This window comes from Halorutilus salinus (assembly GCF_026242195.1).
In the GTDB taxonomy this organism is placed as follows: Archaea; Halobacteriota; Halobacteria; order Halobacteriales; family Halorutilaceae; genus Halorutilus; species Halorutilus salinus.
Window position 1 is genome coordinate 1 of sequence record NZ_RKLV01000003.1, and the last position, 16,025, is coordinate 16,025.

Consider the following 16,025-nt stretch of genomic DNA (forward strand, 5'->3'; position numbering starts at 1 on the left):
TAACGCTGTGTTCGGGTGTTAATCCGGAGCCGACCCGTTATGCGAAGGTCGAGGGGAATTAAATTCGCCTGCGACGGCACGACCCGGTTTGGGACGTGCGGTCAAAACGGTGAAGCCTCGGGGCTTGCCCCCGAGGTACTTCACTCGTTGCTACTCGCGGGCGCACCGCTTGAGTTCATATACGCCCCCGTCTTCCCCGCCGTGCTTCTCTTCTTCGCACTCTCGCTCCTAGTAACGACGATCGCGTACGCCACACGGTCGCCTTCGACCGACTCAGACGAACTCCACCACAGGCTCGTCTCCGTCGTCCGTGGTCTCGAAGATATAGACGATGAGAACCGCGAGAAGCTTGGTGAGCACGTCCGTGCCGTCGCACAGGCGCTTACGGGAGTCGCGGTTCCAAGCCGGGTTACGTTGGACGACGGCTCCGTCCCCGTCGTTCTGCCCGCAACCGAACCCCCTATCTACGAGTCTGACGGTGCCGACGACCTGACCGGGCGTATCAGGGAGACGGGTCTAACCGGCTACGCCGTAGACGGCGGAGACGTGATGCTCGTTAAGAACGGAACGCCGACCGTCTACTACCTCGCCGAGGAGGATCGTTTCGGACACGCCGACGTACTACCCGACGGAAGGTTCGAGAACGCACGTCTGTACGCCGACGCATACGTCTTCGTCGACGCCGTTGAGTCCGTCGTCCCCGAACCCGGTAGCTCGAGCTCGGTAGAAGGCGACGAATGGGCTGAGGACGCCGTCGACGCCGTTGAGGACGTACAGGACGACGTCGACGCGTTGCTCGCCGTCGATGAGAAGAGGGACGAGAAGACTGTTACGTCCTCGGACGGTGCCGAGGAAGACGACGGGTCGGACGAAGAGGACGACACGGACGACCAAACCGGGAGGATAGATGTCGGCGGCGACGAACTCGACCTCGACGAGATGTTCGACAAGGCGGACGAGATGTTCGATTAGAGACCGACGACCCTCTCTGTGAGACGCACGGCGTCCTCACGCGTTTCGAGCGACGTATCCGTCTCCACGACGCGACAGTCGGCTTCCACCTCCTCGCCGTCGACGACGAGCACGTCGAGAAAGTCGGAGTACGCCTCGTAGACACCGCGCGACGACGGTGGGAGACCGACGGATTCCATGAGACGCGCCGCGGGACCGCTCACGACCTCGCCGCCGACGAACGGAGAGACGGCGACGACGTGCGTCCCGCGTAAGGCTTCGCGCACACCGTCGACGCCGAGAACCGGACCGAGACTCGTGACGGGGTTCGAGGGTCCTATAACAACCTCCTCGCCGAGGGCGTCGCGTACCTCGGCGGTCGCCTCGGCGTCGTCCGTGCCGCGGAACTCGACACCGCGTGGTTCGGGTTCGCCGTCGCGCGCCACCCACCAGACCTGAAACGCCATCTCACCCTCGTCGGTCTCGACGTAAGTCGCCACGCGGTCGTCGGTCGCGGGCAGGACGCGTTCATCTTCAGGCACGCCGAGCCTGTCGGCGACCCTTTCTGTCGCTTCGGTCAGTGTCTCACCCTCGTCGAGCGCCGACGATCGGAGTATATGCGTCGCACGGTCGCGGTCGCCTATGAGCATGAACTCGCCGTCGCCTGAGAAGGCGCGCCCTTCGCCGAGTTCGCGCGCCGCCTCGACGCGTTCGGTACGTACGCCTTCGCCCGTAAGCGCCTCGTGTGTCGCGTACGTGTCGTCTTCGACCCCCCACCATCTGTCGCGGTCGATACGGTCGGAGAGGGTGTAGAGAACCGTATCGATGTCAGGACAGACGAGGTTACCGGCTATCTCGACATCGTCCCCCGTGTTGACGACGACGTTAAAGCCGTCGAGTACGTCGCGCGCGCCGTCGATCACCTTCGGCGTGCCTGTCCCGCCCGACAGGAATGTCGTCATGTAAAGCTACCCAGGCCCTGCTGGCGTTGCCCGTTGACGACCTCGCTCCAAGACCACCCGAGAGCTTCGAGTATACGTTCTATGGGGTTACGTACGGTCTTTTCGAGCATCTTGTCGCGGTCGACCTCGAACTCCTCAGGAACCTGTTCGGGGTACTCGAAGCAGACGACATCCGTCGGCGGATAGTCACCCTTGACGCGTTTTATATACAGACGTTTGGGCTTGCTACCGCTCGTAAAGTTGGTGCCTAAGTTCCTGTTTGCGTACTTCGCACCCGTTACCTGCGCCGTATCAGTGTCGTACGAGTCGAGCTTCTGACCGATTCCGCCCGGTATCCCCATATCGTCGTAGCCGTAGTCGCCGTCCTTGAAACGGTCGACGACATCGCGTACGTACCTCGAAACCTCGTCGAAGCCTGCGCCGTCAAGTATCATCTCTATGACCTCCTGCTGAACCTCCTTCGTCACGGGTGCAACGTCGCTTCTCTTGTACTCGAACCCCGTGATGTCGAGGTCGGGCGTACCGAGCGCCTTACCGTCCTTCCAGACGAGCTTTCCCGCGTAACGTTTCTTCCGTCCCGCCTGAAAGAACCTCTCGTACAGCTTTTCGAACTCTATCTCCCACATATGCGTCTCCGCGTTGAAGCTTTCGAGGGCGAACGAGTCGTAGCTCTCGTTGACGACGGATTCGAGCGCCTCGCCCCTCTCCACGAGTTCGTCAGGGCTACCGTCGCCGAGTTCAACGAGCGTAGAGTCGGTGTTGTGGAGTACGATTCCCCCGACAGCGTCTACGAAGTTCTGGTTGTCCGCAACGGATATATCGTAGACGTAGCCGTCGTGTTCGGATTCCTCAACTACGGGTGCCCGACCCTCCCGGTAGTAGTCGCATGTGCGTACCGTGTAGCTCTCCTTCTCCTCTCTGTACTTCAGCGAGTGCTTCTTTCCGCGCTGTGTCAGGAGTACTGAGAGTCCGCCCGCGAGTTCCCTGCTCGTCGTCTCAAAGTCGAAGTTACGTTCGGCGTACCCGCTTGAATACCGTGGGAACTCGCGCGAACCGTCGCCGCGTACGAGCGCGTTGAGGAAGACGTTCTGTTCCTCCCTCGGTAGGTGGTAGACGAACCCCGGGACACGCTTCCTGTGCGACCTCTGACCTGCGAACTCGCGGAAGAAGACCGCCGAGAGTTCGTTCATCATCTGGAGCTTCTTCGTGGTGTCGTTGTAACTGACGCTTGTCTCCCCGTCCTGTGTACCGTAAGCGACGGTGCGCTCGTCGCCCGAGTCGGAAGCCGTTACACTCACAACAGCGTTCTCAAAGAGGCGGTCGTAGTCGCGCTTGAGCCTGTCGAGCTTCTCGCCGTTCCCCGACGCGATGCTCGCACCGAACTTTTCCGCCGACGTTTCCTCGGTGGAGGAACTCCCGTCGGCGACGAACCTCGCGAGTAGCCGGAGCAGTCCCCGAAACTCCTCGGAACCTACCTCGACCTTTCTCTGAACCTTGATAGTAGAGTCCCTGCCGCCGTCTCCTTCGTGACTGAACCAGACGTACTCGCCGTCCGTACGGACGCGCTTCGTCTTCTCTTTCGTCGCCCCACCGCGTCTGTCGACGTAGTCGCGCTCGTACCCGCGGAGCACCTCGTACACGTCTACCTCCTCAACGGTTTCAACCTCAGGGATCGACGGTACCCTGAGGGGTGCGTCCACATTCTCGGGCTCGCTCTCGGTGAGTTCTCCGTCCTTCTCCACAATGTACGAGTGGTCGCGTGTCGTTACCGACTCGCCGAACTTGTGCTGTAGGCGAACGACGTCCTTCTCCGTCGGGTGACGCATAACACCCTTGACACTTTTCCACTCGGCTTCCGCCTCATCGTTCACCGAGAGCGCCTCCCAGCCTTCGAGTGCGCGGTACTCCTTGCCCCCGTCTGCCGTGACTCTCCGTTTCGCAGTCTTCGCCTTCTCGAAAGCCTCCCGAATCGGGAGTACGCGTACGCGACCGTCCGAGTCGCGTAAGACCACAGGACGCTCTCCCGTCACGCTGTCACCGTACACCACCTCGTACCCCTCGTCCTCTACCATGTCGCGCGTATGCTCGATGACGGCGCGTCCTGTCGCGGTGACGGCGCTACCCATCTCGCGGTCGTACAGACGGAAACGCGGATACCCCGCTACGCCGTAGTACGACTGACCTACCCACTGGAAACTGCCGTTGCGCCCCGCGAGAACCGTATGGTTGTCCTCGACTGTGACGCAGTAGACGCGCCCGTCGTTCTCGCTCATCCCGCCGTTGCGGTGCATACGGAACGCGCCCTCGTTGTCGCTGAAACGTACACGCCAGACGCCTGAGTCACGGTTCACGAGCGGCTTGTAGCCGAGATGGACGGCGAGACGTACGACACCGTCCTTGAGGTCGTCGCTCTTAGTGGAGTAACGTATACCTGAATACGTATCACCGTCGCCGCGTATGAGCGCGTCGAAGAGATGCTCGAGCAACGATGCGTCGAGTTCAAAGACGAACCCCGGCAGACGTTTCTCCTCGCTCCCCGCGCCGCAGTTCTCGACGAGCCAGTCGGCGATTACGGCGTTACAGAAGCTTATCTGCCGCGCCTCCTCCAACGGGTTCAGACCCATACGCTCCAGAAGAGAGACGATGCGTTCACGTCCTTCTTCGTCCAACTGACCCAACTGTACCTTCTTCGACCGTCCGCGTTTCGTGTCCTCGTACCCCTTCGGCTCTATCTCGTAGACGCTCCCTTCGGCGACGTACCATCCGACGAGACGGAGCCAGTCACGGATGTCGTACTCCGCGGGGACGGACGAATGTTTCGCACCACGTTGGACGAGTACCTCGTCAGCCTCGTCCGCGACGACCGGGTTTTCGGAGACGTAACCCGGCGAGCATCTGTACGCCTTCCTGTTTGAGTCGTATTCGAGCGCTTCGCCCGCATCACCGACGGCTTTCTTGTAGCCCGCACCGCCCCCGTCGGTGTACAGGTACGCTGTTTCGGCGTCCCCTTCCTCGAGCAGACTGAACGTCTCAGGTTTACGCCCTTCGATAGCTTCGCCGTCGGGTATCTGATAGCCGGTGTAGTCGTTGAGTTTGCCCGCCTCCACGAAACGCGTCTCGCCGTCCGTCTCAACCAACATACGGTGGTTCGGGGTCACGGAGAAGTCGACGTACCGTGTCTCTATGTCGACCATCTCACCGTCGTACGCGTACTCCTGTGTTTCGACCACGCGTTTCGTCTCCACCTCCTGAGTGTCGGGGTCGATGGTGTACAGCGACTCGCCAACCTCCACCTCGTCGATGTCTTTGACGCCGTCCTCGCCAACTACCTCCGTCTCACCGTCGAAGCAGTTCATGACGACCTTTATTGCGTTTTGCTGGTCGTCGTACTTTTCGTACTTCTCGCTCCCCATATCGTGCTCGTCGCGCGCCGCCTTCTTCTTGTCGCGCTCCTCCAACAGCTCGGTCACGATGCTCTTCGTCAGACCCTCAGGCTCCTTACGGAAACGTACCTCGTCGCCGTCCGGCATATCTACCTCGTACGTCTCGCCGTCGTAGTCCTCACCGACCTTTGTTTCGGGACTTGCGTTTACCGAAATCATTGACATCGGGTAGAGCGACTGACCTACCCACTGGAACTTGCCACCCCGTCCCGCGAGAACGACGTGGTTGTCCTCCGCCGTCAGACAGTAGACGCTCCCTTCGTGATCCTCAACCGACGCGTTCACGCTCTTGTTGAACGAACCCCTCTTACCGAACGACACATACCATGTACCGTCGTCCTGTTTCTTCACTGTGGGCTTCTCGCCGCACCGTACCCCCAAGCGGATGATACCGTCCTTGAGAGCGTCGCTCTTTGTCCAGAACTTGTCGACCTTACCTGTGCGTTCTGAAGGTGTACCGTCGCCAGAAGCGGTGCTTCTGGCTGGCTCGTCAGACTTGGTCTGACGAACGTCGCCTTTGACCAGCGTCTCCAGAAGTACCTTCAGATGGCTCGCGTCGAGTCTGAAGACGAACTCAGGCAGACGTTTCTCTCCGCTCCCCGCGCCGCAGTTCTCGACCAACCAGTTGAGGAGGAGACGGTTCGAGAGGTTGATTCCGCGCGCGTCCGTCGAATAGTTAAGATCCATACGTTCCAGAAGGTCACGTATCTCGTCGCGTTCGTCGCCCTGCTGGTGTATGGTGATTTTATGATCGCCCGTCCCACCGTCGTATACGCTACCTTCCGTGACGTACCACCCGACGAGACGGAGCCAGTCGTCCATCCCAAAGCTCGTCGGCGTCGCACGGTGCTGTCTACCGGATTTTAGTACCACGTCGTCCGCCACGTCCTCGACAGCCTCGTGGTGCCGCCTGTACGCCTCGATCGGAACGAGGTACTTGCCCGTCTTCTCCAGCTTCAACGAACCCGACAAGCCGTGTGCTAACTCCATCTCGTCACATACGGCGTCGGGTAGGTCGTGCCTGACAGAACGTAGGTCACGGTCGGCGTAGACGACGGCGTAACCTTGATCTACCTCGCGCCAGAACTCGAACGTTCCTTGACCCTCACCGTCCATCGGTTCGTGGTTGGGAAAAGCGAAACGATCCGTGCCCGGTACGTCACGGTACTCGATAAACTCGAAGTCGTCCGGCGTCTGGCTGTCCCAACGACGTTTGTTCGAGACCAGAAAACGGTGGTTCTCGGTAACCTTGAGATCGTGCGTGTTGCCGCTGACGTGGTGTAGCTCGCCGTACTCGTTTCCGTACTCGTGCGTTTCAGCGACCTCGTCCACCTCAACCTCAAACGTGTCGGGGTTAAGAGTGTATACTTTGTCACCTACCGAAACCGTCTTGATGTTCGTCACACCGTCGGGGGTTACGACCTCCGTGTCGCCGCTGAAACACGCAAGGTCTAGAACCGCGACGTTCTCACGTATACCGGTTATAGGCTCGAAGACCTCGCCGCCCTCGTACTCCTCGCCACCGCCGCCTCCGCGTTTCGACGGAAGCACGAACTTACCGTGCGCCTTACGCAGTACGTAGATATCGACCACGTCGCTCGGCGTCGTCGCGTCTTCGAGCGAGCAACCGACGAAACGCGCGAGTTCGCGGAAGAAGTCTATGACACCGACCTTGTCGTCTATACGGACGCATAGCTCCACATCCATCTTGTTGTATTCGAGGAGGCGGTCGGGGTCTTCCTCCCACAGGTCGCCTATCTTTCCCGTGTAAGTCACCTTCGACTCGCCGAGTTCCTCCTCTGCGATCGCGTCGAGCCTGTACGATTCGAGTTCGGTGAAGTTCATACGCTGGTAGGCGTACAGGAGGTCGAACGTCGCGCGTCCCTTTACGGTCGGTCCGCCCCAGTCGTCGTGCCAGACGTTACCGACACGTGCGAGACGGTCGGCGTCCATACCGAGTTCGTCAAGCCGGTCTATTATGTACGGGAAGTCGAAGTCGTTACAGTTGTGAACCAGACAGTCCTCCGCGAAGAAGTTGCTCGTCGTCGTCTCTATGTCGTACGTCGCCTCCACCCCGGCTTCGTTCACCTCCTCCACCTCCACGAACACGAACCCCTCCCAGCCGTCCGCGGACGTGTCGTGCCGTTTGAGCGATACACCGCGCCTGTGTCTGTCCCGCCCGACGCGTCTCTCGTAACTACCTGTCTCGGCTTCGAAGAGGGCAGACGGCACGTCCTCGGTTCTACCGCTCTTACCGCCTTCAACCCCTTCCAGACGCTCCTTCTTCTCCGTGTGACGCATGTGGGGCAGAACCTTCTCCTTGAGGACATCCAACTCACGCTCCGAGTCGGGGATACGAACCACATCGCCACACTCCTCGGCGTAGACGCCGACGCGCCGGAAGAGACGCGCGTACCAGTCACGCGCCGACTGATTAGCCGCCGAGACTGTTACGTCCGACGTTACACAGCCGTCGCCGTCTATCACCCCGGCGAGGAAGCGCGCAACGTATTCTTCGGGCATCTGAAACACGGCGGAAAGGTCGACATCGGCTTCGTTCTTGTCGCCGAAAGGAACACCAAGTCCGCCGAACGCACGCATCCTCGCGTAGTCAAGCACGCTCTGGGCGTAGCACCCTTTCCCATCGGGACGGAGGCTGTTATCGCCCGGGAACGCGTCGTGTAGCTCCTTCCGTGTGTTGTAGAACCTCACACCGTCTTCCTCCGACATCGTGCCGTCGGTCATCACGAGTCCCGCGAGGTATACCTCGTCCTCGGTGAGTTCCCTGTCGAGTTCTCTGTCGGTTCCCTTGTATCTCCACCCTCCGTCGGGAACCGCTACCCCGTACCGACGTTTTGCCTTTCTCATACGCTCCTTGTCCCATACCGTCGGACACGGATGGTAGAGCGTCTCCTTCGAAACACCGAACTCCCCGGCGAGTTCCGAGACGCCGCCCCGTGGAAGACCTTTCTTAAACGACCTGACGCCGTCCGGCTTCGCCTGCTTCTGCCTGTGGTCGGGGACGAGTTCGGACAGCGTCGGAACGTGGGTCTCTTCAACGTTGAGGCTCCTCGGTTTCAGCACGTAGTCCCCTTCCTCTATCTCCTCGCCTTTCTTCCAGCTGACGCTGTCCTCGTCGCCTACCATGACACGGTGTTCTCCTGAGGCACGTAACGTACCGCTGTCTGCGAGTTCGAACTCGTACACACGTCTCTCGCTTACCCATCTGTTACTGACTTCCGCGACGGTCGTCTCGCCGTCCTCCTCGCCGAACACCGTATCGCCTTCCTCCACGTCGCGTATCTGCTTACGGCTACCGTCCGCCATGCTCACCTCCGTGTCCCCCGGAAGGCAGTTCCAGCCCGTCATAACGTCAGGGTCACGGTCGTTCAGGTAGCCCAGGAAGCCGTCGAGCATGACCTCCTCTTCCTCGTACGCGTGCAGAACGTAGCCGTCGGCGTCCACGTCGTCCTCGTCTACGTTCCAGACGAAGACATGGTACTCGTCGTCGAACGAGTCCCATGCTGTCAGACAGATAACCGGCTCCTCGCCGTCCTCAGGGAAGCCGTTTCTGTCGTCGACCTCTATGTCGATCACACAGGTACGTGCGGGCGTGTCTGCGTCACACGGTACGACGTCGTCCGCGTCTATCTCGACGGTTTCACCGTCCTCATCTAGACGCATACCCGACTTTACGTCCTTGTCGATACGGAACCTGTCGGGGAACAGTATGTCCGCCTCGTAGTCCGTGTACGGTTCGCGTACCTCGCCCACGTCCGGCGGTATACGTGCGTACAGACGCGTCAGATCGTCGCCCTCTATCGACTCGTACCCCGTCTCCGTACCCGTGATACGTTCGTCTTCCTCGTCGTCGACCTCGTCGGTCGGTGCGTAGAAGTAAGGACGGAACCCCGTCACGCGGACGTGCCGCGGTTCGCCTTCGCGCGTCCGTCCGAATACGTGTACGACGGGGTACGGTCCATCGTCGCCGGTTTCGACCGTGTAGTTGACCTTGAGGACGCCTACCTCCTCACCCTCTGCGTCCCCTTCGTCGCCCCCGCCGTCGAACGTCCCAAGATTCGACTGTTCCATGCGCGTCGTACGCCGTTACCTCACTAAAGTTGTCGGGATACGGTCGCTCGCCCCTGCCCCCTGTTTCTGCGCTTCGACGTTCTCCGCCTCCGGCTTCTGTTCCCCGACTCTTACCCCCGGCTTCTACCCTCTGTCTCCTACCCCGACTTCTACCCCTTTCGGCTCCTACTCTCTCCGCCTCCTACCCCTCCGGATTCTGTGGCTTCTGACCCAATGTAATCTTCATGATAGATTGACCGTGACAACTATTCACAAGGTCTATATATCCCCCTCTCTAAGATAGATGATGGAGGCAAAAAGCTATGTCCACAGCCGAACGCGCGGACGAGCCGGAACCGAACCTTGAGTCGTACGATACGGACGACGGGACGGTGATCTATGACTCGGCAAACCCGTTGGCGTGGATAAAGGCTGGGGACAAAGCGACGCGTTCGCTGAAGGAGAACCTCTAACGAACCGAACGCGCTACAGATACGAACCTTACTATCACGGTACTGCTGTGAGGACGCGGTAGCTACTCGTAAACCCAGCCCTCGTCGTTCCGCTCGTACGTCTCTATCTCGTCGGCGTCGAAGTAGATGGATATCTCGCGTTCCGCCGTATCGGGCGCGTCGGCGGCGTGGACGCAGTTACGTCCTATGTCGAGCGCGAGGTCGCCGCGTACGGTACCGGGTTCCGCCTCCGCGGGGTCTGTCGCGCCTATCATGTCGCGGACGAGGCTGATGGCGTTCTCGCCCTCTACGACCATCGGCACCGCGGGACCGCTCGTTATGAACCCAACGAGATCGTCGTAGAAAGGCTCGTCCTCGTGTTCAGCGTAATGCTCCTCGCCCTGCTCGCGCGACGGTGTCAGAAGCTTCATACCCACGAGCTTCAGACCACGTTCCTCGATACGCGAGACGATCTCGCCGACCAAGCCGCGCTGGAACGCGTCGGGCTTGACCATGACGAACGTGCGCTCGCGGCTCATCCGTCTTCCTCGGACTCCGGCTCTACCTCCGTCCACTCGACATCGCGTGCCGGACGTCCGAGATCGGCGTTCTTCTGACACTTCGACGAGCAGAAGCGGACGCGCTCGCCGTCGTTGCGTACGAGGAGTACGCCGCTACCCGGCTCTATCTCGCTCCCGCAGTATGTGCAGTCGTGGGTCTCCATCTTACCGTAGGCTCTCGACCTTCTCTACGATGTCCTCAACCTGCTCGTCGGCGTTGCCCGCGTCCGTCACCACTGCGGCGGCGCTTCCAACGTCGAGACCGACGGCGTGGCCGATACCGTCCTGCTCGCCCACGTAGACGAACGGCACGTCCTTCTCGTCACATAGCGACGGCAGATGGAGAACGATCTCCTCGGGCTGTACGTCCTCGGCGATTACGACAAGCTCCGCCTCGCCGCGCTCTATAGACTTCGTTACCTCGTTCGTTCCCTTCTTGACACGCCCCGTGTCGCGTGCAATTTCAACAGCTTCGAGAACGCTCTCTTCCAACTCATCCGGTACGTCGAACTTTACGTATACTGGCATTCTTGTTCACCTCGTTCCGCGCTCCCGCGCGTCATTACGCAGTGAGCGTAACCGGGGTAGCCGTCTGCGTCGGTTATATCTTCTGGAACTACCCGAAGTCGCGAGGTACGTTCCGTCTTCGTTTTCGACCAAACCATCCAAGTATGCTAAACTATGTTAATTTATTTCGTTAACGACTAAATTAATGATGCGTCTCCACAAGCCGAGAACCGATGGACAGCTTTGAGGAGTTTGTCGAGCGTCTAAGCGAAATCAAACGAAAAGGGTACGTGGAGACCCACCGCGCCGGAAACACAGGTATCGGAAAGACGCTCGAAGACCTGCTCGGAATAGAGGAGAACAACGTCCCCGGACCCGACGCTGTCGGCGTCGAACTTAAGTCCACACGTCGAAGCTCGAACAACCTAACCACGCTGTTCACCAAGGAACCACCGCGCGACGAACGTCGCCTGTGGAACCAAGAACTGGTGCGCGAACTCGGATACGTCGACGGTAAGGACAGGGGGACACTCAAAGTAACCGTCGAACCCGATTCACTAAATACTGTATGCCGACCGGATCGTAGTAGTTGTTTCGCACTATTTAGATTTAATTAATTAACAAAATAAAGCAACGGTATTGATGTAGCTACGCGAGTATCCTCGTCCGTGTCTGATATCCGGCTGAACGACGCCGACGAAGCCATACTGAAAGAACTGGAGCATGGGCGCGTGACAGCCGTATACCTTGACCGACGGATAGACTGGTCACGCGAGTACATTACGCAGAGACTCCGACGTATGGAGGAACACGGTATCGTCGAAAATCTGGAGAGTACGGGGCTGTACGAACTGAACCGGTCTCCGAGTATATAGGAAAGCTAACCACGGTGCCATTCTTGATTCCTTGCTCGCCGGCTACGCCTTCCTTGTCCTCACCGTCGTCGCTCTCTACCGCCTTTTTTCGTCGCCGTCCGCGTACGCAGACGCCGGCGCGGGATTCTACGACCCTACGCGAAGCCGGTGTCTATGACGAGATGAAGCCCGAGGATGTCTAGGACGTGGTGGTTTTGGCGAGTTTGCGGCGCTCCTAAGCGAGAAACGTCGAGAAACCGAGAGATAATCTCCACCCGAAACAAAGGGGTGTCAGACGTAAGTCTGACGCTCTAACGAGCCGCGGCGGCGACGCGCTCGACCTCTTCCTTCTTACGTATGGCGCTACACTCAACGTCGTAGCTTGCGGCGCTGATGAGTTCGTCGGCGACAACGTCGGATATGTCGCGCGGTGTCTTGTACGAACCCGACTCGACGGCGCCGGCGAGGAACTTGACCGACTGGTCGACGCGCCTCTGTGGCGCTACGTCGACAGCCTTGGGCACGCTGATACCGCCGTACTTGAGCGTCACCGTCTCCTCGCGCGGTCCTGCGTTCTCGACGGCGTTTACGAGAACCTGAACGGGGTTGTCGCCCGTACGTTCGTGTATCTCCTCGAACCCGTCGCGGACGATACCGAGCGTCTTCTCCTTCTTCCCCGTGTTCTCACCCGTCTGCATAAGACGGTTGACGAGGCGCTCGACGATGCTTATCTCGCTCTTCTCGAACTGCTTGTCGGCGTGCCGCCCCATCGTATGCGCGACGGGCGACAGGGTGATGTAACGTTTGGTCGAACGGTCGTCGAACTCGATCTCCTCAACGTCCCATCTGCTGAACAACTGGGCGCTCGCGCTCATCGTACGGGCTTCTCCTTGTTACCGCGCACCATCTCCTTCAGTGCCACGCCGTTGACCTTGACGACCTTGTAGTTGACACCCGGAAGGTCACCCATCGAACCACCGCGCGCACCGCCGATGCCCGAAATCGTAACCTCGTCGTGTTCGTCTATGAACGAGATAGCGCCGTCGCCGGGGCAGAACGCCGAAACCTGATTGCCGTTCTTGATCAGCTGGACACGTACGCATTTCCGTATCGCGGAGTTGGGCTGTTTCGCCTCTATACCGACCTTTTCGAGAACGATACCCTTTGCCTGAGGCGCGCCGCCGAGCGGATCGGTCTTCTCCTGAAGACCGCGCGCACGTCTCGCGTAGTTCCTGTCCTTCCATCTGTCCTCCTGCCTGTCCTTCTTGAGCTTTCTCGCCGCGTACTTGCCGTTACCCATTCTTGCGAGGTTTAGCCCGTCGTCCGATATAAACGGAACGGTTCGCGGTCGTCAGTCTCCGACGGCGTCCGAGAAGTCGTAGCTGAACGGGTTGTCCTCCTCGTCCTCGATGCTCGTGAACTCATCGGGAGTCTCCTCCAGTAGATATCTCTCACCCTCCTCGGTAGTGACGACGTCACCTCGGATGGCGAATATTTCGAGGTTTCCTGACTCGGCTATCTCGCCGTCCTCAACGGACAGTGTCAAGCTGTCGCCCTCGGATATGTTCTCCATCACTATCGCACCGGAGAAACTGTGGTCACCGTCGACAGCGGCGTGGTCGGAGTTCATAGGGTCGTCGACGGTTATTTCGATAGCTCCAGCTCCGGCGTCACGTACTACCGTGAACTGCCCTTGTGGCTCGTTATCCACCTGTTGTTCGTCATCTCCTCCGCCCCCGAGACACCCGGTTAGCGCTACGGTCGCTCCTGCAGTCGTTCTAAGGAAGACGCGCCTGTTCATGCTAACTAACTTCGGTTTCGGAGATATAACTCTTTGTGACATATCGTACTTCGACTCAGGTTCGGTAGCGTTCAGATAAGCTGTTTTCGCAGGACATGGATGGAATGGTTCTGACACAGATTAGCCACTCAAACATCCGGACACGGAACACGGTTTCGAAGAAGAACATCTCACAACGTCTCAATATCGCCTTCGATTCTTATCTGAACACCGCCTCAGGTTCGCCCACAAGACTTATATTTTTGGTCTTGGATAGTTAGCAACGATGAGCCGTATGAATAGGGACGCGAGGTATATCGCGATAGTCATCCTGGTGGCTGTCGCTCTGTCTCTTACAGGATGTCTCGACATTGTAAACTGGGGCGACCCTGCGGAAGCACAGCCGGGTGGCGAGGACAGCACGGCGGGCGAGGTTATAGTGAAGGACGCCGAGAACGTGACGCGCACACTGTCGCATAACGTCTCCTCCTCCGCGATCCGGACGCGGTACGACCCCCGACTTGAACGTGTCGAGGTCGCTCTGACTCAGTCTATCGATGCCGACTACATGCGCGTCGACTTCGCGGGCGATACGACCGCACGCGCACGTCTCAACGAGGAGGGCGACCGCGCCGTTCTGGGTTCGTCCGACCTCTGGCTGGGCGGCGAAGCCGAGGACTTGACGCGTGAACTCTACCGCCAGGGTGCATTCGAGGGCGGACCCGGCGGCTTCGCGGGTGCCTCGTACGGCGACACCGTTAACATCACCGTCAGCGCCGTCGACGGCGGCGTCGGCGAGGTCGTCTTCCAGGAGACGGAGACGATCGGACACGGCGAGGTCAACGCGCAGGTCGACTACCTGTTCGACTCGTCTCAGAATCAGGTTCGTGTCGTCTACGCGAGCAACGTCAACGCCGACTACGTCGATGTGACCTTTAGGCTCGGCGGTGACAATATCTCCAAGGTACGTCTCCACAACCCCGGCGACGAGGCGCGTATCTCTTCCGACTACGGTAAGACGGATACCCTCGGAACCGCGGAGAACCGGATGTACGAGGAGATCAAGGACGCCGTACAGCAGTACGACAGATACAGGAACGAGGACACCAACTTCTCCGAAATCGCCGACGACGCCGGGGGTGCTCTCAGCGGTATAGGCGGATACGACGGTATAATCGACGAGCTGGACGGTCTGAGGGCGGGGTCGATGTCGAAGGAGGAGCAGAAACGTTTCGACGCCCTCCTAGATGCACGCCGTGACCTTCGTGTTACGGAGTCCGGGGATCTTTCGTTGGAGGAGATAACGCGGACGTACCTCGAATACACGGGTCAGGTTCAGGAGACCGACGATATCGACGACTTCGACAGCGTGCTTGACGACAGCGTCTTCGACGACGACCTGCTCAGTAACGCGGGCACCTTCCTAACCGACGGCAACGGTGGGGATGACGATGATGACAACGGCAACAACGACATACCTGAGATAAGCCAGATGTACGACAGACCCGAGAGAGGCGAACTCCTCAGCATACAGGCTGTCGCCAAGGTCGCGGCGAGGACCTCGCCTTCGGGATACCGCCAGCGCGGCGGTAGCTCGACCGAGGTTCTCGACGTCAGCGGCGAAATAAGCGACGACGGCTATACGGAGATAGGCGGCGTAGCAGGCGGTGACCCTATAACACTGCCTTCCGAGTCGACCGGCTTCGTGGGTGAAAACGGGGTTAGCTCAGCCGTCGGGTCGCTTGATACGGAGACGGTCGCAAGACGTGTTGCGACGGCGGCTAACCGTCTGCGTGAAGACGAGTCGGGGTACACGCCACAGCTTGAATCCACGCATGGGATAGAGAAGGCGGCACAGGAACACGCCGACAGGATGGAGAACAACATCAACGAGCAGGAGGAACTCAACTCCATAAGGTCGGGCGGCGTACCTGCACAGACGGACAGACGTAACCGGATACAGAGGTACGTACGTAACGCCGCGACCGTATGCTACTCAGGCACAGAGACCCACTCACTCTACACGCCCGGCTCGTACGTCACGCTCACCAACAACGCCGAGGGTGTCGTCGAACGCGCGGGCGTATCGACGACGACAGTGAACGCCGAAGGTATGGCTCCCGTTACCGTCCCCAACTACGCACTACCCCTGTACGAGGCTTACATATACAACGAATGGAGCCACGGCGGCGAGAACACCGCGGCGTACGTCTACTCCGACCTCGTCAACGGTACTGCGTCGACATCGGAGGTCGCTGACGCCGTCGTGGAACGTATGACGGACAAGAACTCGTTCGTCAACGAGATGACAGACTCGTCGTACCGTCATCAGGGCGTCGGTGTCTCCGTTGCGGAGGACACGGGCGTCATATACGTCACGCAGTCGTTCTGCTGAGGTCTACCCTTCCTCTCCGTCGCTAACCTTTTGTCCCACCGCCCTCTACG

Annotated in this window: 12 protein-coding genes and 1 pseudogene; 5 read left to right on the forward strand and 8 right to left on the reverse strand. The window is 59.5% G+C overall.

What is annotated here, in order from left to right:
• Positions 1-39: 39 nt before the first annotated feature.
• Positions 40-972: a hypothetical protein gene (locus EGH25_RS03345; protein ID WP_266086203.1), complete on the forward strand. Its 933-nt coding sequence runs from the start codon at positions 40-42 to the stop codon at positions 970-972.
• Here EGH25_RS03345 and cofD read toward each other — a convergent pair.
• Both cofD and EGH25_RS12085 read right to left on the reverse strand, forming a co-directional pair.
• Entirely contained in the window at positions 969-1,913 is a 945-nt protein-coding gene (gene cofD / locus EGH25_RS03350; protein WP_266086205.1) for a 2-phospho-L-lactate transferase, read from the reverse strand. The genes EGH25_RS03345 and cofD overlap by 4 nt on opposite strands.
• Positions 1,910-9,094 (reverse strand): annotated as a pseudogene (locus tag EGH25_RS12085) (DNA polymerase domain-containing protein); the annotation flags it as partial. The gene cofD and the pseudogene EGH25_RS12085, both read right to left, overlap by 4 nt.
• Positions 9,095-9,750: 656 nt before the next feature.
• Between EGH25_RS12085 and EGH25_RS03360 the strand changes: the two are divergent.
• Positions 9,751-9,900 (forward strand): DUF7331 family protein, encoded by a 150-nt coding sequence (locus tag EGH25_RS03360; RefSeq protein ID WP_266086208.1) that lies wholly within the window; start codon positions 9,751-9,753, stop codon positions 9,898-9,900.
• 62 nt (positions 9,901-9,962) lie between these two features.
• Here the strand turns inward: EGH25_RS03360 and ndk are convergent, their stop codons facing one another.
• The 3 genes from ndk to rpl7ae are packed head-to-tail and all read right to left on the reverse strand — an operon-like array spanning position 9,963 to position 10,967.
• The gene (gene ndk / locus EGH25_RS03365; protein WP_266086209.1) at positions 9,963-10,418 is read right to left on the reverse strand and encodes a nucleoside-diphosphate kinase; all 456 of its coding nucleotides are present in this window, start codon (positions 10,416-10,418) and stop codon (positions 9,963-9,965) included.
• Positions 10,415-10,603, reverse strand: a complete 189-nt coding sequence (locus tag EGH25_RS03370; protein ID WP_266086210.1) for a 50S ribosomal protein L24e — start codon at positions 10,601-10,603, stop codon at positions 10,415-10,417. Before EGH25_RS03370 ends, ndk begins: the two co-directional genes overlap by 4 nt.
• 1 nt (position 10,604) lies before the next feature.
• Complete coding sequence (gene rpl7ae, locus EGH25_RS03375; protein WP_266086212.1) at positions 10,605-10,967, reverse strand: 50S ribosomal protein L7Ae; 363 nt, start codon at positions 10,965-10,967, stop codon at positions 10,605-10,607.
• A 212-nt stretch (positions 10,968-11,179) separates the two neighbouring features.
• On the opposite strand from rpl7ae, the gene EGH25_RS03380 reads away from it, so the two are divergent.
• Both EGH25_RS03380 and EGH25_RS03385 read left to right on the forward strand, forming a co-directional pair.
• The gene (locus tag EGH25_RS03380) at positions 11,180-11,563 is read left to right on the forward strand and encodes an MvaI/BcnI family restriction endonuclease (protein ID WP_266086213.1); all 384 of its coding nucleotides are present in this window, start codon (positions 11,180-11,182) and stop codon (positions 11,561-11,563) included.
• A 51-nt stretch (positions 11,564-11,614) separates the two neighbouring features.
• A complete protein-coding gene (locus EGH25_RS03385) occupies positions 11,615-11,821 on the forward strand; it encodes a hypothetical protein (RefSeq protein ID WP_266086214.1) in 207 nt (68 codons plus the stop codon).
• Between the two features lie 290 nt (positions 11,822-12,111).
• Here EGH25_RS03385 and EGH25_RS03390 read toward each other — a convergent pair whose 3' ends face one another.
• Genes EGH25_RS03390 through EGH25_RS03400 form a run of 3 tightly spaced genes read right to left on the reverse strand, consistent with a single transcriptional unit; the run spans position 12,112 to position 13,601 of the window.
• Positions 12,112-12,675 carry a 30S ribosomal protein S7 gene (locus tag EGH25_RS03390; RefSeq protein ID WP_266086216.1) on the reverse strand — a complete coding sequence of 188 codons (564 nt, stop codon included), beginning with the start codon at positions 12,673-12,675 and terminating at the stop codon, positions 12,112-12,114.
• The gene (locus EGH25_RS03395) at positions 12,672-13,100 is read right to left on the reverse strand and encodes a 30S ribosomal protein S12 (RefSeq protein ID WP_266086217.1); all 429 of its coding nucleotides are present in this window, start codon (positions 13,098-13,100) and stop codon (positions 12,672-12,674) included. The genes EGH25_RS03390 and EGH25_RS03395 overlap by 4 nt, the downstream gene beginning before the upstream one ends.
• A 51-nt stretch (positions 13,101-13,151) precedes the next feature.
• Entirely contained in the window at positions 13,152-13,601 is a 450-nt protein-coding gene (locus EGH25_RS03400) for a hypothetical protein (RefSeq protein ID WP_266086218.1), read from the reverse strand.
• A gap of 265 nt (positions 13,602-13,866) precedes the next feature.
• On the opposite strand from EGH25_RS03400, the gene EGH25_RS03405 reads away from it, so the two are divergent.
• A complete protein-coding gene (locus EGH25_RS03405) occupies positions 13,867-15,975 on the forward strand; it encodes a hypothetical protein (RefSeq protein ID WP_266086220.1) in 2,109 nt (702 codons plus the stop codon).
• Positions 15,976-16,025: the final 50 nt, after the last annotated feature.